Origin of the sequence: Dyella sp. AtDHG13 (assembly GCF_003201105.1) — a bacterium.
In the GTDB taxonomy this organism is placed as follows: Bacteria; Pseudomonadota; Gammaproteobacteria; order Xanthomonadales; family Rhodanobacteraceae; genus Dyella; species Dyella jiangningensis_B.
Window position 1 is genome coordinate 45,955 of the sequence record NZ_QICJ01000015.1, and the last position, 15,583, is coordinate 61,537.

General features: G+C 66.6%; 13 protein-coding genes. 5 read left to right on the forward strand and 8 right to left on the reverse strand.

The annotated features are described in order from the left end of the window. Nucleotides 1-59: 59 nt before the first annotated feature. Nucleotides 60-1,637 (reverse strand): sulfotransferase, encoded by a 1,578-nt coding sequence (locus BDW41_RS20440; protein WP_074551939.1) that lies wholly within the window; start codon nt 1,635-1,637, stop codon nt 60-62. Nucleotides 1,638-1,694: 57 nt separating this feature from the next. Beyond that, entirely contained in the window at nt 1,695-3,674 is a 1,980-nt protein-coding gene (locus tag BDW41_RS20445) for a UvrD-helicase domain-containing protein (RefSeq protein ID WP_074551938.1), read from the reverse strand. 145 nt (nt 3,675-3,819) lie between these two features. Between BDW41_RS20445 and BDW41_RS20450 the strand changes: the two genes are divergently transcribed. The 4 genes from BDW41_RS20450 to BDW41_RS20465 all read left to right on the forward strand — a co-directional run bounded on the left by BDW41_RS20450 (nt 3,820) and on the right by BDW41_RS20465 (nt 7,559). After that, nucleotides 3,820-4,623 carry a sel1 repeat family protein gene (locus BDW41_RS20450; protein ID WP_074551937.1) on the forward strand — a complete coding sequence of 268 codons (804 nt, stop codon included), beginning with the start codon at nt 3,820-3,822 and terminating at the stop codon, nt 4,621-4,623. Between the two features lie 78 nt (nt 4,624-4,701). Next, nucleotides 4,702-6,042, forward strand: coding sequence for an NAD(P)/FAD-dependent oxidoreductase (locus tag BDW41_RS20455; RefSeq protein WP_074551936.1), 1,341 nt, complete (start codon nt 4,702-4,704; stop codon nt 6,040-6,042). A gap of 98 nt (nt 6,043-6,140) precedes the next feature. Continuing rightward, complete coding sequence (locus tag BDW41_RS20460; RefSeq protein WP_074551935.1) at nt 6,141-6,773, forward strand: thymidine kinase; 633 nt, start codon at nt 6,141-6,143, stop codon at nt 6,771-6,773. A gap of 27 nt (nt 6,774-6,800) precedes the next feature. Next, nucleotides 6,801-7,559: a hypothetical protein gene (locus BDW41_RS20465; RefSeq protein ID WP_074551934.1), complete on the forward strand. Its 759-nt coding sequence runs from the start codon at nt 6,801-6,803 to the stop codon at nt 7,557-7,559. 765 nt (nt 7,560-8,324) lie between these two features. On the opposite strand, the gene mutM is transcribed toward BDW41_RS20465, so the two are convergent. The 6 genes from mutM to BDW41_RS20495 all read right to left on the reverse strand — a co-directional run bounded on the left by mutM (nt 8,325) and on the right by BDW41_RS20495 (nt 14,150). Beyond that, nucleotides 8,325-9,152: a bifunctional DNA-formamidopyrimidine glycosylase/DNA-(apurinic or apyrimidinic site) lyase gene (mutM, locus tag BDW41_RS20470; protein ID WP_074551933.1), complete on the reverse strand. Its 828-nt coding sequence runs from the start codon at nt 9,150-9,152 to the stop codon at nt 8,325-8,327. 76 nt (nt 9,153-9,228) lie between these two features. Continuing rightward, nucleotides 9,229-10,638 (reverse strand): NADP-dependent phosphogluconate dehydrogenase, encoded by a 1,410-nt coding sequence (gndA, locus tag BDW41_RS20475; RefSeq protein ID WP_074551932.1) that lies wholly within the window; start codon nt 10,636-10,638, stop codon nt 9,229-9,231. A gap of 122 nt (nt 10,639-10,760) precedes the next feature. Further along, nucleotides 10,761-11,267 carry a hypothetical protein gene (locus tag BDW41_RS20480; RefSeq protein WP_074551931.1) on the reverse strand — a complete coding sequence of 169 codons (507 nt, stop codon included), beginning with the start codon at nt 11,265-11,267 and terminating at the stop codon, nt 10,761-10,763. Further along, nucleotides 11,264-12,622: a Gldg family protein gene (locus BDW41_RS20485; protein ID WP_074551930.1), complete on the reverse strand. Its 1,359-nt coding sequence runs from the start codon at nt 12,620-12,622 to the stop codon at nt 11,264-11,266. Before BDW41_RS20485 ends, BDW41_RS20480 begins: the two co-directional genes overlap by 4 nt. Continuing rightward, nucleotides 12,622-13,416, reverse strand: a complete 795-nt coding sequence (locus BDW41_RS20490) for an ABC transporter permease subunit (protein WP_074551929.1) — start codon at nt 13,414-13,416, stop codon at nt 12,622-12,624. Before BDW41_RS20490 ends, BDW41_RS20485 begins: the two co-directional genes overlap by 1 nt. Then, nucleotides 13,413-14,150 carry an ABC transporter ATP-binding protein gene (locus BDW41_RS20495; protein ID WP_074551928.1) on the reverse strand — a complete coding sequence of 246 codons (738 nt, stop codon included), beginning with the start codon at nt 14,148-14,150 and terminating at the stop codon, nt 13,413-13,415. The genes BDW41_RS20490 and BDW41_RS20495 overlap by 4 nt, the downstream gene beginning before the upstream one ends. A 174-nt stretch (nt 14,151-14,324) precedes the next feature. Here BDW41_RS20495 and BDW41_RS20500 point away from each other — a divergent pair, with 174 nt between their 5' ends. Continuing rightward, entirely contained in the window at nt 14,325-15,521 is a 1,197-nt protein-coding gene (locus BDW41_RS20500) for a fatty acid desaturase (RefSeq protein WP_074551927.1), read from the forward strand. The last annotated feature ends 62 nt before the right edge of the window (nt 15,522-15,583 follow it).

A 15,583-nucleotide genomic window follows, 5' to 3' on the forward strand; every position in this document is an offset into this window, starting at 1 on the left:
GACGTTGCCATGCAAAAAGGCCCCGCACGTGCGGGGCCTTTTTGTTGCACGGTTCATCTTCAGTCACGAACGGCGATGCCCTCGTGTTCAAGCAAGAGGCGCAGGGCATCCATGGGTGCGCCGTAGCGCTTCCAGCGTTGCAGCGACCGACGGTTCATGGGCTCGCGCACTTGTACGGCGCTTGCGGTCGACACCGGCGAACTGTTTTCGTGGAAATGGAGGCAGGCGTCGTTCCAGTCCAGGCCGCAGAAGTCGATGATGCGTCGCGACTGGCCCGCCTGGTCGTCGACGAGCGCCTCGTAGTCGACTTCGAGGATGCGACCGGGCAGCACGCGCTGCCAATGGGCCATCAGGCGATCGAATCCCACGTAGTAGTGCCCGGTGTCCTCTAGGTCGAACGAGTAGTCATAGTGCGGTGTCGTCAGGCTGAAAAGCTGCCTGAAATTGCTCAGGCAGGTGTCCATGGGGTCGCGCCGCAGGCAGATGATCCGTGCGTTTGGCAATGCACGTGCGATGAAGCCTGCATAGAGGAAGTTCTGCGGCAGCTTGTCGATGAAGCGCGGACGAGCGCCGGTGCCCGGCCGTGTGCTCGCGATGTAATGTCGCCCCAGTTGTGCCGGGTCCACCGAGAGCGCACGCATAATGGTGTCTTCATCCAGCAGCAGCGGCGTGCGGCTGCCCGACAGACGCTTCAGGACCAGGCCGAAATTCTGCAGCTCGCTCGCCGTCTGTACGTCAGGATGATTGCTGACGATGCGTTCTACCAGCGTGGTCCCGGAGCGGGGCATGCCGATGATGAACAACGGCTCGCCGCTGTCGTGTCCCTCGGCGGCGGCATCCGTTCCAGGAAAGGCCTTGATCAGCGCGTCGAAGAGCGCACGGTCGCGTTCGCGGCGATAGCCGCGTCCCCGCCCGCCGGCTGCCTTGCCCTTGGAAAGGTGATCGAATGCGGCGCCATAGTCCCCCAGATCCTCGCACTCCTTGGCCAGCGCCAGCTGCATGTACATCCGCGCCAAGTCATTGTCGGCGGCGTCGGCAAGCCGTTGCTCCAGGCGGTCGCGGTGATGGCGCTGAGGCGTCTGTCGCCGCGCGTGCGCCAGGGTGAAGTGCGCGCGCCAGGCGCTCGGATCGAGCGCTATGCAGGTTTCCAGTTCGCGCTCGGCGTCGTCCAGGCGCCCCATGGCGATCAGTGACGATGCCAGGTTGTAGTGGTAGTGCGCGCTATGCGGAGCCAGCGTGGTGGCGCGGGTGAACGCCTCGCATGCTTTCTGGTGCGCGTTGGCCAGCGTGTAGACCACGCCCAGTGTATCGAGCTGCATGGCGTCGGCGGGCGCCAGCGCCAATGTGCGATCAGCCTCGGCAAGAGCCTCCGCGGTGAGATGGCAAGCAGACAGTATCCGCGCGAACTGGCTGCCGTAGAGGCTGTTGCCAGGTTCCAGCGTGGCCGCATAGCCCATGTGCCGCGCAGCGGCCTGAAGCTGCCCGAGCTCCAGGGACGCCACGCCGAGCATGTAGTGCAGCCCGGCGTTCTCCGACATTGTGCGCAGCAGCGGCATGCCAAGTTGGAGCACGCGCTGCCATTCCCGCCCGTTGAACGCGGAAAGGGTCTGATCGTAGATCTTGGCTAGGTCGGTCATGGCTGCCGGTGGCGGAGGGCGCGCGAAACCGGATAGTAACCGCAGGCCGCCAATGCGCTATCCCGCCAGCATCGCCTTGATCTTCGCCATGTGCGACTCCGCCGTCTCGCGCACCACTTCCTTGTCCGCGTCCGGGTCCTTGCCTTGCCAGTGCAGGTCGTCCTGCGGCAGTTCGTGGAGGAAGCGGCTGGGCTGGTTGCTGTGCACTTCGCCGTAGCGCTTGGTCTTGGCGGACCAGGACAGGGTGAGCATTTCCTTGGCGCGGGTGATGCCTACGTACATGAGGCGGCGTTCTTCATCGATGCGGCCTTCGTCGATGGCGCCGTCGTGCGGCAGGGTGCCTTCCTCGCAGCCGACGATGAAGACGAAGCGGAATTCCAGGCCCTTGGCCGCGTGCAGGGTCATCATGCGCACGGCGTTGCCGGGTTCGTCGCGGTCGGCGTGGGTGAGCAGGGCGAGCTGGGCGGCAAGGTCGCCGGTGGTGTTGTCGTTGCGCTGCATGGCGCGGAACCACTCGGCGAGCTCGCGCAGGTTGCCCAGGCGCCGCTCGCGCAGCGTGGCATCGGTGGTGCTGGCGGCGATCTGGGCGGCGTAGCCGGTGCGTTCGAGCACGGTGTTCACCAGATCGGCGGCGCTCTGGTGCAGCGACGCGCTGCGCAGCTCGTCCATCAGCTGGGTGAAGGAGGCCAGCGCCGAGGCCGGCCGCGGCGACAGCTGGCGTAGCACTGCATCGCTGCGGGCGGCTTCCAGCAGGGGCGCGTGACGCGTCTGCGCGATCTCGCCCAGCTTTTCCAGCGTGGTGGCGCCGATCTCGCGCTTGGGCACGTTCACCACGCGCAGGAAGGCCGCGTCATCGCTGGGGTTGGTCAGCAGGCGCAGGTAGCACAGCAGGTCTTTCACTTCCGCGCGGTCGAGAAAGCTCAGCGCGCCAGACAGGTGATAGGGCACGCGCGCCAGGCGCAGCGCCTTTTCCAGCGGACGCGCCTGGAAATTGCCGCGATAGAGGATGGCGATGTCGTGCCAGCGCGCCTTGTGTTTCTCGGCCAGCGTGGCGGCGATGGCGGCCACGCGCTCGGCCTCGTGCTCGTTTTCCTTGCATTCCAGCACGCGGATCTGCGGGCCTTCCGGGTGCTCGCTCCACAGCTTCTTTTCATGAAGATGCGGATTGTTGGCGATCAGCTTGTTGGCGGCGCGCAGGATGCGCTTGCCGCAGCGGTAGTTCTGTTCCAGCTTGATCACGCGCAGGTTCGGCCAGTCCTTGCCGAGCTGGTCGATGTTCTCCGGGTTCGCGCCACGCCACGCATAGATCGACTGGTCATCGTCACCCACGCAGGTGAAGCTGCCGCGTTCGCCGGCCAGCGCCTTGAGCAGGCGGTACTGCGCGTCGTTGGTGTCCTGGTACTCGTCCACCAGCAGGTAGCGCAGGCGCTCGCGCCAGACGGTGCGGCATTCCTCGTCGGTTTCCAGGATGCGCAGCGGCAGGCGGATCAGGTCGTCGAAGTCCACCGCGTTGAACGCGTTCAGGCGCTGCTGGTAGAGCTGGTAGATGGTCGCGGCATCGAGCTCGCGCGGGCTGCGCGCGGCGGCCAGGGCTTCCTCGGGCGACAGCGCGGCGTTCTTCGCGCGGCTGACCAGGTTGCGGATGGCGAACAGCGCATCGGGCTTGATGCCCTTGGGCGCCAGCTCCTTGATGATGCCTTCGCTGTCGTCGGCGTCGAGTACCGAAAAGCCCTTGCGCAGGCCCGCGCGCGCGTGCTCCATCTGCAGGAACTTCAGGCCCAGCGCGTGGAAGGTGCACACGGTCAGCGCGGCGGCGTCCTCGGTGCTGATCAGCTTGGCCACGCGCTCGCGCATTTCCTTCGCCGCCTTGTTGGTGAAGGTGATGGCGGCGATGCGCGAGGGCGCGAGCTTCTTGCGTGCGATGAGATAGGCGATCTTCTGCGTGATCACCGAGGTCTTGCCAGAACCTGCGCCAGCCAATACCAGCAGCGGGCCGTCGCAGTGTTCGACGGCGGCCAATTGTTGGGGGTTGAGCATAGGAAACGCGTCGGCGAAGGCGGCGCACGATGGTAGCAGAGCCGGATACCCCGGCCGGAGCGTGTCGTATATTCTTGCGATGGGGCCCGGCCGCCGGCCCTGGCAAGCCTTGCAGGCGGCGCCACATCACCAGGGAGCGCGTGATATGACGAAGACGGCATGCTTTGTGGTTTCCCTTGGCCTGCTGATCGGCCTGCCTTGCCTTGCACGGGCCCAGGAAGGCCAGACCCCGCTGACTGCCGCGGACAAGGCCAGGCTGGAGCGCCAGCAGCAGGTGCTGAGCGAGCCCGACATCGTTTGGGCCCATCCGGACCTACGCTATCGGGAGCTGGGCACTGAGGCCTACCGCAGCGGCAGCAAGCAGCGCGCGCTGGGCATGCTGCTGGAGGCGTCGCGCTACGGGGACAAGCCCTCGCAGGCGATGATCGCCGCCATGTACTGGAACGGCGATGGCGTGGATGTCGATCGCCCGCGCGCCTATGCGTGGATGGATCTCGCCGCCGACCGCGGCTACCGCGACCTGATCGTCCAGCGCGAGCTGTACTGGAGCCGCCTCAACGACGCCGAGCGCGAGGAAGCCCTGAAGATCGGACAGGAGGTCTACGCCGAGTATTCGGACGAGCAAGGCCGTCGGCGGCTGGCGCTTCAGCTCGGCCGTGGCGGCCGCCGGATCACGGGCAGCCACGCCGGCTACGTCGGCAACGGCATGGCCTCGGGCGCCTACAGCTCGCTCATGACCCTGGATCGCGCCTCCGGCGCGCATCTGGACCTGGATGCCAACCGGTTCAACCTCCAGGACCTTTACGGCAGCACGCTCTGGAACGCCGACCAGTACCTCAGCCTGAAGGATCGCCAGTGGCAGCTGAAGGGGCCGCTGCAGGGCAATGTCGAGGTGGGGCCGCTGCAGGCCGTGCGTCCTTCCGCCAGCGAGACGCAACCGCCCGCGTAATCGCGCGGCCCGGTTGCGCCATCAGGCGGCGCGGCCCGCCATAATCCGTGCCCGTTCTTCAATGCGTAAGGATGCAGCATGGTAGAGACAAGCCCGGACGTCGCGGAGCAGTGCGACGTGATCGTCATCGGTGGCGGCCCCGCCGGCAGCACGGCGGCGACGCTGCTGGCGCGGCGCGGCCATCGCGTGATTGCCCTGGAAAAGGACAGGCACCCGCGTTTCCACATCGGCGAATCGCTATTGCCGATGAACCTGCCGATCTTCGAGCGGCTGGGCGTCATGGAAAAAGTGCGGGCGCTGGGCGTCTACAAGCCTGGCGCGGATTTCGAGGCGGGCAACGAACGCGGCTACAACACCTTCGATTTTTCGCGCGCGCTGGGCAGCAGCCCGCCGCATGCCTTCCAGGTGTGGCGCCAGGATTTCGACCGCATGCTCTACGAGCACGCCCGCGAACAGGGCGCCGACGCGCGGGAAGGCCAGGAAGTGCGCAGCGTGGAAGAACTGGGCCATCACGACTGGCGCGTGCAGGTCGCCACGGATGACGGCAGGCAATACGCCATTCGCGCTCGCTACGTTGTCGATGCGTCCGGTCGCGATGCCTTTCTCGCCGGCAAGCGCAAGCTCAAGCGCAAGAACCCCGAACATCAGAGCGCCGCGATCTTCGGGCATTTCCGTGGCGCGGAGCGGCGTCCGGGCGCGGACGCGGGCAACATAAGCATCTACCGCTTCGAGCATGGCTGGATGTGGATGATTCCGCTGCCCGACGGTGTGATGAGCGTCGGCGCGGTGTGCCGCCCGGACTACCTCAAGCAGCGACGCGGCCGCACCGTGGAATTCCTGCGGGAGACGTTGAAGAAGAACGCCGGCCTGTGGCGGCGCATCGAGCACGCCGAGCTGATCGACAACGAAGTGCGCGTGACGGGCAACTACTCCTACGACTCCGCGCGCATGGGCGGCCCCGGCTGGATCCTGGTGGGCGATGCGTTCGCCTTTCTCGATCCGGTGTTCTCCTCCGGCGTCTACCTGGCGATGAGCGGCGCCGAGCAGGCAGTGGAAGTGGTCGACACGGCGCTGCGCGAACCGCGCCGCGAAGCAGCATTGCAGCGCCGCCTGGAACGGCGGCAGCGCCGCGGCATGCGTCGCTTCGCGTTCTTCATCTACCGCTTCAACGGCCCGATCATGCGCGAGCTGTTCTGGTCGCCGAACAACGTGTTCCAGATCGAGCAGGGCGTGATCTCCATGCTCGCCGGCGATGTGTTCGACTCGTTCAAGGTGTGGTCGCGCATCCTTGCCTTCCGCGCCGTATACAACGTGATGGCGGTGCTGGGCTGGCGGCGCTGGAACGCGGAGCGGCGCTACCGGCTCGCCCAGGCACGCACGCAGTTCACCGGAGGCACGACGCCGCTGGACAAGGAGTGAGCGCCGCGGCTGGGCCCGCCGGAACCGGCCCGCGCGGATAATCGTCGGAACAGAGTTGGCGCGCGCAGTACTATGTGCGCTCGTTACCGGGACATTCCATGGCCAAGCTGTACTTCTATTACTCGGCAATGAATGCCGGCAAGACCACGACGCTGCTGCAGAGCGCCTACAACTACCACGAGCGCGGCATGCGCACGGTCATCCTCACGCCCGCGCTGGACAACCGCTACGGCGACGGCGTGGTGGCCTCGCGCATCGGCCTGAAGGCCAACGCGCGCCGCTTCGGCGCGGAAGAGGATCTGCTGGCGCTGGTGCAGGCGGACATGGCCGCGCGCGGCCCCCTGCATTGCGTGTTCGTGGACGAGGCGCAATTCCTGAGCAAGGCCCAGGTGTGGCAGCTCAGTGACGTGGTGGACAAGCTCAACATCCCGGTGCTGGCCTTCGGCCTGCGCACGGATTTCCGCGGCGAGCTGTTCGAGGGCAGCCGCTACCTGCTGGCCTGGGCGGACAACCTCGAGGAAATCAAGACCATCTGCCATACCGGCCGCAAGGCCACCATGGTGGTGCGCGTGGATGAACAGGGCCGCGCGGTCACCGAAGGTCCCCAGGTTGAGATCGGCGGCAACGACCGCTATGTCTCCGTGAGCCGCGCCGAGTTCAAGAACATTACGGAAGGGCACGGCAGGATAGAACTGCAGCAGCCCGTGCTGCCGCTGGGCGAGGGGCACTGAGCCTCTTCCACTCACCTAAGGACCGGTATGACCAAGATCCCCTTTCCCGCCTGGCAACGCCCGCACTGGCAATCGAGCAACGAAGAGATCCTGCTGCAGTTCTTCGTGTTCGGCAAATTCCAGTCCGGACGCGCTCCCTCGCTGGATTACGGTAGCGAAGGCCTGCCCGAAGGCGTGGAACTGACCAGCCACAACCACACCCAGTTGCGCCAGTGGGAAGGCTATCCGCTCAAGGGCAGCGTCGGCCGCATGTTCAAGGACGACTCGCCGGAAGCCTACCGGCAGGCCCTCGATGCGCCCGAAGTGCTGGTGATTCGCGGCCGTCTTCCCGACAGCGCCGACACCGGCTACCTGCGCGACACCCTGGGCGTGCTCGCCGCGCTGCTCGACGTGGGCGGCGTGGCCATCCTCGATCCGCAGACGCTCAACCTTTACGACGCCGACACTTGGCGCCGCCAGTTTGTCGTGCGCGATGGCGCGCCCATCCGCAACCACCTGCTGATCCTCCGCGACGCGGAAGAGAAGCAAGGCCACTACTGGGTGCACACGCGCGGCATGCGCAAATTCGGCCGCCCCGACATCAGCATCCGCAACGTGCCGGAAGCCGACAGCGATCGGGCGGGCATGCTGTGCGAGCGGCTGGTGGAACTGGAGGCGCTGGGTGCGCGCTTCGAGGAGGGGCAGGAGTTGGAGGCGGACGGGATGACGTTTGTCGCCGCGTTGGGGGGTGGGGTGGAGGATGCGGAGTTCAACAATACGTTTGTTGAGTTTCGCTGGCCGGAGTGATGTTGGGTCCTCTCTCCTTTGGGGAGAGGGTTGGGGCATTTCCGCCTTTATGGTGGCATTGCCACCTTTGCGGTGATGAGCGCCGGGTGCTCGCCTCACCGCTTCATTCTTTAGCCGTCATCCCTGCGGAGGCAGGACAAGCGCGAAGCGCGCAGAACGCCCGTAGGGCGGCCCCGAAGGGGCGAGCGAAGCGAGTCATCCAGCGACTTTATGCTCGGTTGTCGCGTAGAGGTTGATCGGCTCTTACCAGCGTTTCAGCGACCTGGCCGCCTACGCGGCGGGCGTTCCGACCTCCTGCCGGAGGCCGGGTTACTTTCTCTTGCTTGCCCAAGAGAAAGTAACCAAAGAGAAGGGCCCCCCGGAATCGGCGCCTATCGGGCTGAAGCCCGATAGGTTCGCGGACGGGCTGCGGGGTTTGTCGACAGGGCATCCTGCCCTGACGACAAACTGGCTCGCATCCCTGCGAGCCACCCTTCGGGCTATTCCTCCACCCGTCCGCCGCCTCATACGGGGCCCGGAAGATCAAGAGCATGAGCCGACGGCTCGTGCCGCTGCGCGGCACATCGCGTCGCGGCAGGCGCGGAGCGCCTCCTGTCTTCGCAGGAATGACGATGAAAGCATGAGCGATAAGGCCAGGTTATGAAAACCAAGCTGGGCGCAATCGATGTGATTGGCGCTTGCATCGCAAAGCGGGAGATGCCGCACTCACAAATCAGCAAGGAAAGCGCGTTCCGGTGTCACTCACGCCAAATCCCATCAACCCAATTACCTCTGACACCTCGGACACCAAAACGTCGACCGCTGCCCGAGCACCACCTGCCGCACCGGCGTGCCGCACACCCGGCACGGCTCATCCTCGCGCCCATACACCTGCAGCTCGCGAAAGAAGTACCCCGGTGCGCCATCGGGGTTGATGAAGTCGCGCAAGGTGGTGCCGCCGCGTTCGATGGCCCAGGCCAGGATGCGTTTCACCTCGGCGGCCAGTCGCGCGTAGCGCGCGCGTGAGATCGAACCTGCGGGCTTGCGTGGGTCGATGCCGGCGGCGAACAGGGCTTCGCTGGCGTAGATGTTGCCGACGCCGACCACGATGGCGTTGTCCATCAGAAACAGCTTCACCGCGGCGGTGCGGCCGCGCGAGAGTTTCCACAGCAGGTCGCCATCGAAATCATCGGTGAGGGGTTCGGGGCCGAGGTCGGCGAGCAGTTCGTGGGTTTCGCCGGCCGGCTGCCACAGCAGGCAGCCGAAGCGGCGGGCGTCGGTGAAGCGCAGTACGCGCGGGCCTTCAGTCGCAGTGGGCTCCAGGGCGATGTCCACGTGATCGTGCTTGCCGACCAGCGCATCCGGTGGAAGCACGCGCAGCACGCCGGTCATGCCGAGGTGGAGCAGGGCGCTGCCGATGGAGGTGTGCAGCAACAGGTATTTCGCGCGTCGCTCGACATCGACGATGCGCTGTCCCGGCAGCTGCGTGCTGATCTCCGGCGGAATCGGCCAGCGCAGGTCGGGGCGGCGCAGGGTCACGGCGGTGACGCGACGGCCGATCAGGTGCGGGGCGATGCCTCGGCGGGTGGTTTCGACTTCGGGGAGTTCGGGCACTGCGGATCTCGATGGAAAATGCGGCCGCGCTATTTCGCGCGACCGCGTCGTGTCGATGGCGACGCTTGTCGCCGCCTCAGCTCCAGTCGTTATGGAAACTGCCGGGCTTGTCCACGCGCTCGAAGGTGTGTGCGCCGAAGTAGTCGCGCTGCGCCTGCAGCAGATTCGCCGGCAGTTGTTCCGAGCGGTAGCCGTCGTAGTACGCGATGGCAGAGGAGAAGCACGGAACCGCTACGCCGGCCTTTACCGCGGCGGCGACCACCTCGCGCAGCGCGCCCTGGTATTCGGCGGCGATATCGCGGAAGTACGGGTCGAGCAGCAGGTTCCTCACTTGCGGGTCGCGCTCGTACGCGTCGGTGATCTTCTGCAGGAAGCGCGCGCGGATGATGCAGCCGGCGCGGAAGATGCGCGCGATGGTGCCGTAGGGCAGGTTCCACTGGTATTCGTCGGATGCGGCGCGCAGCTGTGCGAAGCCCTGGGCGTAGGAGACGATCTTGCTCAGGTACAGCGCGCGGCGCACGGATTCGATGAAGGCCTTGCGGTCGCCGTCGAACTTATGGGGTGCCGGACCCTTCAGTACCTTGCTGGCAGCGACGCGTTCGTCCTTCAGCGCGGACAGCAGGCGCGCGAATACCGATTCGGTGATCAGCGGCAGCGGCACGCCAAGGTCCAGCGCGCTCTGGCTGGTCCACTTGCCGGTACCCTTCTGCGCGGCACGGTCGAGGATGATGTCGACCATCGCCTTGCCGGTGTCCTTGTCCTTCTTGGTGAAGATGTCGGCTGTGATGCTGATGAGGTAGCTGTCGAGCTCGCCCTTGTTCCAGTCCGCGTAGACCTCGGCGAGTTCCTCGTTGGACAGGCCGAGCACGTCGCGCAGCACGGCATAGCTTTCCGCGATGAGCTGCATGTCGCCGTACTCGATGCCGTTGTGCACCATCTTCACGTAATGGCCGGCGCCGTTCGGACCCATGTAGGCCACGCAGGGTTCGCCGTCGGGTGCGCGTGCGGCGATTTCGGTGAGGATGGGCGCCACCAGGTCATACGCTTCGCGCGGACCGCCCGGCATGATGGACGGGCCGTGCAGCGCGCCTTCCTCGCCGCCGGATACACCGGTGCCGATGAAGTGCAGGCCGGCCGCGCTCATCTCGCTTTCGCGGCGCATGGTGTCCTTGAAGAACGTGTTGCCGCCGTCGATGACGATGTCGCCCTTGTCGAGCAGCGGCTTCAGCTGCGCCAGCGTGGCGTCGGTGGGTTCGCCGGCCTTCACCATCAGCAGGATCCTGCGCGGCTTTTCCAGCGAGTCGACGAATTCCTCGAGCGTGTAGGTGGGCGCCAGGCGCTTGCCGGGATTCTGCGCAACGACCTCATCCGTACGGTCGCGATGCCGGTTGTAGATCGACACGGCGTGGCCGCGACTTTCGATATTGAGGGCAAGGTTGCTGCCCATCACTGCCATGCCTACGACGCCGATCGCCTGCTTGCTCATCTGCTCGCTCCTGTGGAGGGTTGGATTCCATATGGGGAGTCCACGCGTCGGTGCAAGGTACGCTGCCGGGCGAAGAATAAGGTGAAGGCAGGGCGTTGGCGTTCGCGCGTGCCCGCAACGCTTCAGCGGGTCATGCCGGCGTTCACCGCATGGCTGTCCGACGCCGGCGCGCGCGGCGTATAGCGCAGGGAAATCAGCGCGATGCGGTCGCCGACACGCACGTAGCGCTGCGGCCCGGTGACCGATGTTTCGCCGAATTCCAGCCGCTGGCCGTCCAGTGTGAGCACGGCGACGGGTGCGGCCAGCCCGATGCGGGCCGGGTCGAAATCGCTGGCGGGACGCCAGTTCAGAACGGCGGCGCTGGCCGTGTCGGCCAGTTCGCCCAGCCGGCCGTCGTCCGCGCGCGTGGGCGTGCCGTCGATGCGCCACCAGTGGCCGTCACGCCGCGCGTAGTGCGATGGCGCGCCCTGGCCGATGACGAGCTCGATGCGCGAGATGGCGGAAGGATCGAGCGGCAGCAATGTTCCCGGCGCCGCGGCTGCATCGCGCCCCCATTGCCAGCCGGCGGCGGCGATCAGGACCAGGGCGCACGCACCGAGCCCGGCCAGTTGGCGCGTGGAGCGCTTCATGCGCGGCGACGACGCCAGGCGATCCAGCCGCCGGCGATCAGCAACAGCAGCGGCACGACCACCAGGAAGCCGAACGACACCGTGCTCAACTGGGCCAGTGTCATGTTTAGGCGACGATCCGGCGCGCCCGTCGCCTGCGGCAGGTTGACCAGCACGTCGTCGCCCAGCAGCCAGTCGAACACGCGGCGTCCCAGCTCGCGGTTACCGTCGGTGCCGAGGTAAGCGTTGGAGAGGAAGTCGCCGTCGCCGATCACCACCGCGCGCTGCTCGGCCTTGTCGGGACTGGGCGAGAGACGGGAGAGCGCGAAGCCGAAATCCAGCGGGCCCTTCAGTTCGCCCGCGCTGGCATCGAAGCGGATGGTGGAGGTGCCGGTGTTGCTGATCGGCTTGAATTCGGTCCAGCTCTGCGGGCTCGAACGCAGGAACGGCACGGCATGCCACGCCGTCTGCGAGGCGAGCGCCAGCGCGGAAACCTGCTGGAACTGCGTGTTGAGGCGGAAGCCATGCGTGATCGCCTGCTCCGGATAATCGCCCAGCGCGAGCACGCGCGGATCGTTCAGCCCGATCGCCGTGCCCTGGCCGTCGACCAGCACGCCCGGCAACAGGTGCAGGCCCAGCGCATCCGCCAGCGGCATCAGGTGCAGGTCGTCGTTGGTCGGCTCGGTGAGCCACAGCAGGTTGCCGCCTTCGGTCACGTAGTCGGTGAGCGCCTTGACCGCGCCGTACGACAGCGCGTGCTGCGGACTGGCCAGCACCACGAGATCCGTGTGCATCGGCACGCTGGCGACCTGCGCGAAGTTGAGCGGCACCGCGCGTATGCCGCTGTCCTGCATCTGCGCGACGAACAGGCCCAGGTCGGCGTTGCCGCCGTCGGAAGGGCTGCGTTCGCCATCGCCGGAAACGAAGGCGACGATGCGGTCGGCGCCGCGCAAGAGGCGCTTGAGCGCATTGGTGAGGCTGCGGTTGTCCAGCGCATCGAGGCGTTGCTCGTGTCCCCGGTAATGCAGGATCAGCATGCCGTTGGTGGTGATGCCGAGCTCGCGCATCGCCGCCGGGTCCTGCTGCGGATCGACGAAACGCAGGCTGAGGTCGGGCTTGGCGCGCTGGTAGCGCTGCAGGAAGGCGGCGATGTTGCTGCGCACGTCGCCCTGCGGATTGGCGTAGCTGACGATGTCGACCGGCCCGTCGAGCGCCTTGAGCACGGCGAGCGATTCGGCCGGCAGCGAGGCGCGGCCGCCGTAGGTCCAGTCGGCTACATGGTCGTAGCGTGCGGAGAAATAGCCGATGGCGCCCGCGCAGGCGAGCACCAGCAGGGCGAACAACCAGCCATGGAGTCGTCGGAACGTGCGTGTCATCAGCCGCGCCCCCGTTCCGCGCCCAGCCGCTGCGTGGCAAGTATCAGCGCCACCGCGATCACCAGCAGAAACCATGCGACGTCCGCGCTGGAGACGAGGCCGCGGATCAGCGAATCCAGATGCGTGCTCATCGCGAGCCAGTTGACGAAACCGTTGTCGACGCCGGCCATCAGGGCGCCGACATTCAGGCTGACCAGGGCCAGCCCCAGCATCAGGCTGGCCGCGGCGGCGATGGCGGGATGCGAGGCGTAGGCCGAGCAGGCGATGCCGATGGCGCACAGCGCCGCCAGCATCAGCAGCAGGCCCAGTGCGGCGGCGGCGAGCTTGCCCCAGTCCAGCGTCATGCCATGGGCCAGGCTGAGCGGCATGGCCAGCACCAGCAGCAGCCAGAGCGCCAGCCACACCAGCAGCGCGAGGAACTTGCCCATCACCATGTCGAACGGCGATTGCCCCATGGCGAACCACAGCGGCAAGGTGCCGTGGCTGCGCTCGCCGGCCAGCGTGGACATGGTAAGCAGCGGCACCACCACGAGGGCCAGCTCGGCCAGGCCGAAGGGCAGCATGGGCAGGATGCCGCTGGTGAGGATGCTGCTGAGCATCGGCACGGCGACGATGTCGGTATAACCCGGCCCGGCGGGCTGGGCAGCCCACGCGATCTGATGGGTGGCGAAGATCTGCACCAGCAGCATGAAGCGGCCGGCCAGCTGCGCCACCGTCAGGGCGGCGAGCACCCAGGCCAGCGGACGCACGAACAGGCGGCGCAGCTCCAGCCGCGTCACGGCGAATACGCTCATGCGGCCTGCGCCCCGCGCATGGCGATATCGAAGAAGGTCTGTTCCAGCATCTTGTGGTCGTCGTCGGTGATGGGGCCGTCGTAGCGCAGCTGCCCCTCGTGCAGGATCGCCACGCGATCGCAGGCCGCGGTGACCTCCGCCAGCAGGTGCGTGGAAAGAATTACCGCGGTGCCCGCGGCCGCCTGTTCGCGGATCACCCCGCGCAGCGCCGCGACCTGCACCGGGTCCAGCGCGTTGGCGGGCTCGTCCAGCACCAGCAGCGAGGGTTCGTGCAGCAGTGCGCAGGCCAGGCCCAGCCGCTGGCGCTGCCCTTGCGAGAGCACGCCGGCCAGCCGACGCGACAGCGTGCCCAGTTCCAGGCGTTCGACGATGCGCTGGCGCGCCTTCGCCAGTGCCGCGCCGTGGATGCCGCGCAGGCGACCGTGCGCGTCCAGATGTTCCAGCACGGTCAATTCCGGCCACAGCGGGGCACGTTCCGGCAGCCAGCCGATGGCGCGGCGCGCCAGTTCCGGATGTTCCAGGAAGTCCCTTCCGTTCAGCCGGATGGCGCCGCCGTCCGGTATCAGCGCCCCTGCGATCATGGCCAGCGTGGTGCTCTTGCCCGCGCCGTTCACCCCCAGCAAACCCAGCACCTGACCCGCGTCCAGGGTCAGACTGAGATCGGCGACGGCCGGGCGTCCCGCCCGATGTCGGGTGGTGTGATCCAGTTGCAATACGACGGTAGGCGCGGTCATTGCATGATTGTCACGGCGGCCCCATCTTCACACAACGGGGAGGGCGCGCCGCTGGGCGCTACAGCACATTAACTTCGCGGCCTCAAAGGGGTGCGACAATTATTTGCTGGTCCATGCTGGCGGGTACGGAAACCCCTCGATTAGACTGAAATTTCATACACCTGGGTGTTTCCCATGCTCGACGCAGTACTCAACTTCCTCTCCAACGGCCTGACGCACGCCAGCTGGGGAACCATCGTGATCTACATGCTGGTCATGACGCAGCTCACCATCTTCACGGTGACGCTGTATCTGCACCGCTGCCAGACCCATCGCGGCGTGGACCTGCACTGGTCCATCTCGCACTTCTTCCGCTTCTGGGGCTGGCTCACCACGGGCATGGTCACCAAGGAGTGGGTGGCGGTGCACCGCAAGCACCACGCCAAGGTGGAGACCGAGGAAGATCCGCACAGCCCGCAGATCTATGGCATCAAGAAGGTCTTCTGGGACGGCGTGTCGCTGTACCGCGATGCCAGCGAAGTGAAGGAAGACCTGGAGAAGTACGGCCGCGGCACGCCCGACGACTGGATCGAGCGCAAGCTCTACGCCGGCCATCCGTACTGGGGTCCTGCGCTGATGCTGATCATCGACCTTGCCCTGTTCGGCGTCATCGGCGCCGCGCTGTGGGCCGTGCAGATGATCTGGATTCCGTTCTGGGCCGCCGGCTTCGTCAACGGCATCGGCCATTGGTGGGGCTACCGCAACTTCGAAAGCGCCGACACCGCGACCAACCTCATTCCGTGGGGCTTCTGGATCGGCGGCGAAGAGCTGCACAACAACCACCACGCCTTTCCGAGCTCGGCCAAGTTCGCCCTGCGCAAGTGGGAGTTCGACATCGGCTGGTTCGTGATCTGCGGCCTGCAGAAGGTGGGCCTGGCCAAGGTGCTGCGCGTCGCGCCGACGCTGGATGTTCGCCCGAACGTGCACCTGCCGGACGCCGAGACGCTCAAGGGCGTTCTCACGCATCGTTTCGCCGCGATGACCGACTACTACCGCAACGTGATCATGCCGACCCTGCGCGACGAAGCGCAGCACGCCGGCGAGAGCATCAAGTCGGTGCCGCGCCGCATGCGCCGCGCGCTGGCCGACGGTGGCCGCTGGCTGGACAACGAAGGCCGCGACCGCATGCAGGCGGTACTGGCCAAGCGTCCGACCCTGAGCACCGTGTGCGATTTCCGTAACCGCCTCGCCGCCCTGATGGAGCAGCGTGGCGCGGATCAGGCGCTCAAGGGCCTGCAGCAGTGGATTGCCGAGGCGGAGCAGAGCGGTATTCGCGCGCTGCAGGAGTTTGCCGGTCGCCTGAAGAGCTATTCGGTGGCCAGCGCGGCTTGATCGCCGGCTAAGCGTTACGTGAAAAGCCCGCCGAAAGGCGGGCTTTTTTTGTGGGCGAATAA

What these genes read in the sequence shown, in the direction of transcription:
- gndA (WP_074551932.1), bottom strand. Translation starts at nt 10,638, where the DNA reads ATGAGCAAGCAGGCGATCGGCGTCGTAGGCATGGCAGTGATGGGCAGC.
- BDW41_RS20495 (WP_074551928.1), bottom strand. Translation starts at nt 14,150, where the DNA reads ATGACCGCGCCTACCGTCGTATTGCAACTGGATCACACCACCCGACAT.
- BDW41_RS20485 (WP_074551930.1), bottom strand. Translation starts at nt 12,622, where the DNA reads ATGACACGCACGTTCCGACGACTCCATGGCTGGTTGTTCGCCCTGCTG.
- BDW41_RS20460 (WP_074551935.1), top strand. Translation starts at nt 6,141, where the DNA reads ATGGCCAAGCTGTACTTCTATTACTCGGCAATGAATGCCGGCAAGACC.
- BDW41_RS20490 (WP_074551929.1), bottom strand. Translation starts at nt 13,416, where the DNA reads ATGAGCGTATTCGCCGTGACGCGGCTGGAGCTGCGCCGCCTGTTCGTG.
- BDW41_RS20445 (WP_074551938.1), bottom strand. Translation starts at nt 3,674, where the DNA reads ATGCTCAACCCCCAACAATTGGCCGCCGTCGAACACTGCGACGGCCCG.
- BDW41_RS20440 (WP_074551939.1), bottom strand. Translation starts at nt 1,637, where the DNA reads ATGACCGACCTAGCCAAGATCTACGATCAGACCCTTTCCGCGTTCAAC.
- BDW41_RS20480 (WP_074551931.1), bottom strand. Translation starts at nt 11,267, where the DNA reads ATGAAGCGCTCCACGCGCCAACTGGCCGGGCTCGGTGCGTGCGCCCTG.
- BDW41_RS20500 (WP_074551927.1), top strand. Translation starts at nt 14,325, where the DNA reads ATGCTCGACGCAGTACTCAACTTCCTCTCCAACGGCCTGACGCACGCC.
- BDW41_RS20455 (WP_074551936.1), top strand. Translation starts at nt 4,702, where the DNA reads ATGGTAGAGACAAGCCCGGACGTCGCGGAGCAGTGCGACGTGATCGTC.
- BDW41_RS20465 (WP_074551934.1), top strand. Translation starts at nt 6,801, where the DNA reads ATGACCAAGATCCCCTTTCCCGCCTGGCAACGCCCGCACTGGCAATCG.
- BDW41_RS20450 (WP_074551937.1), top strand. Translation starts at nt 3,820, where the DNA reads ATGACGAAGACGGCATGCTTTGTGGTTTCCCTTGGCCTGCTGATCGGC.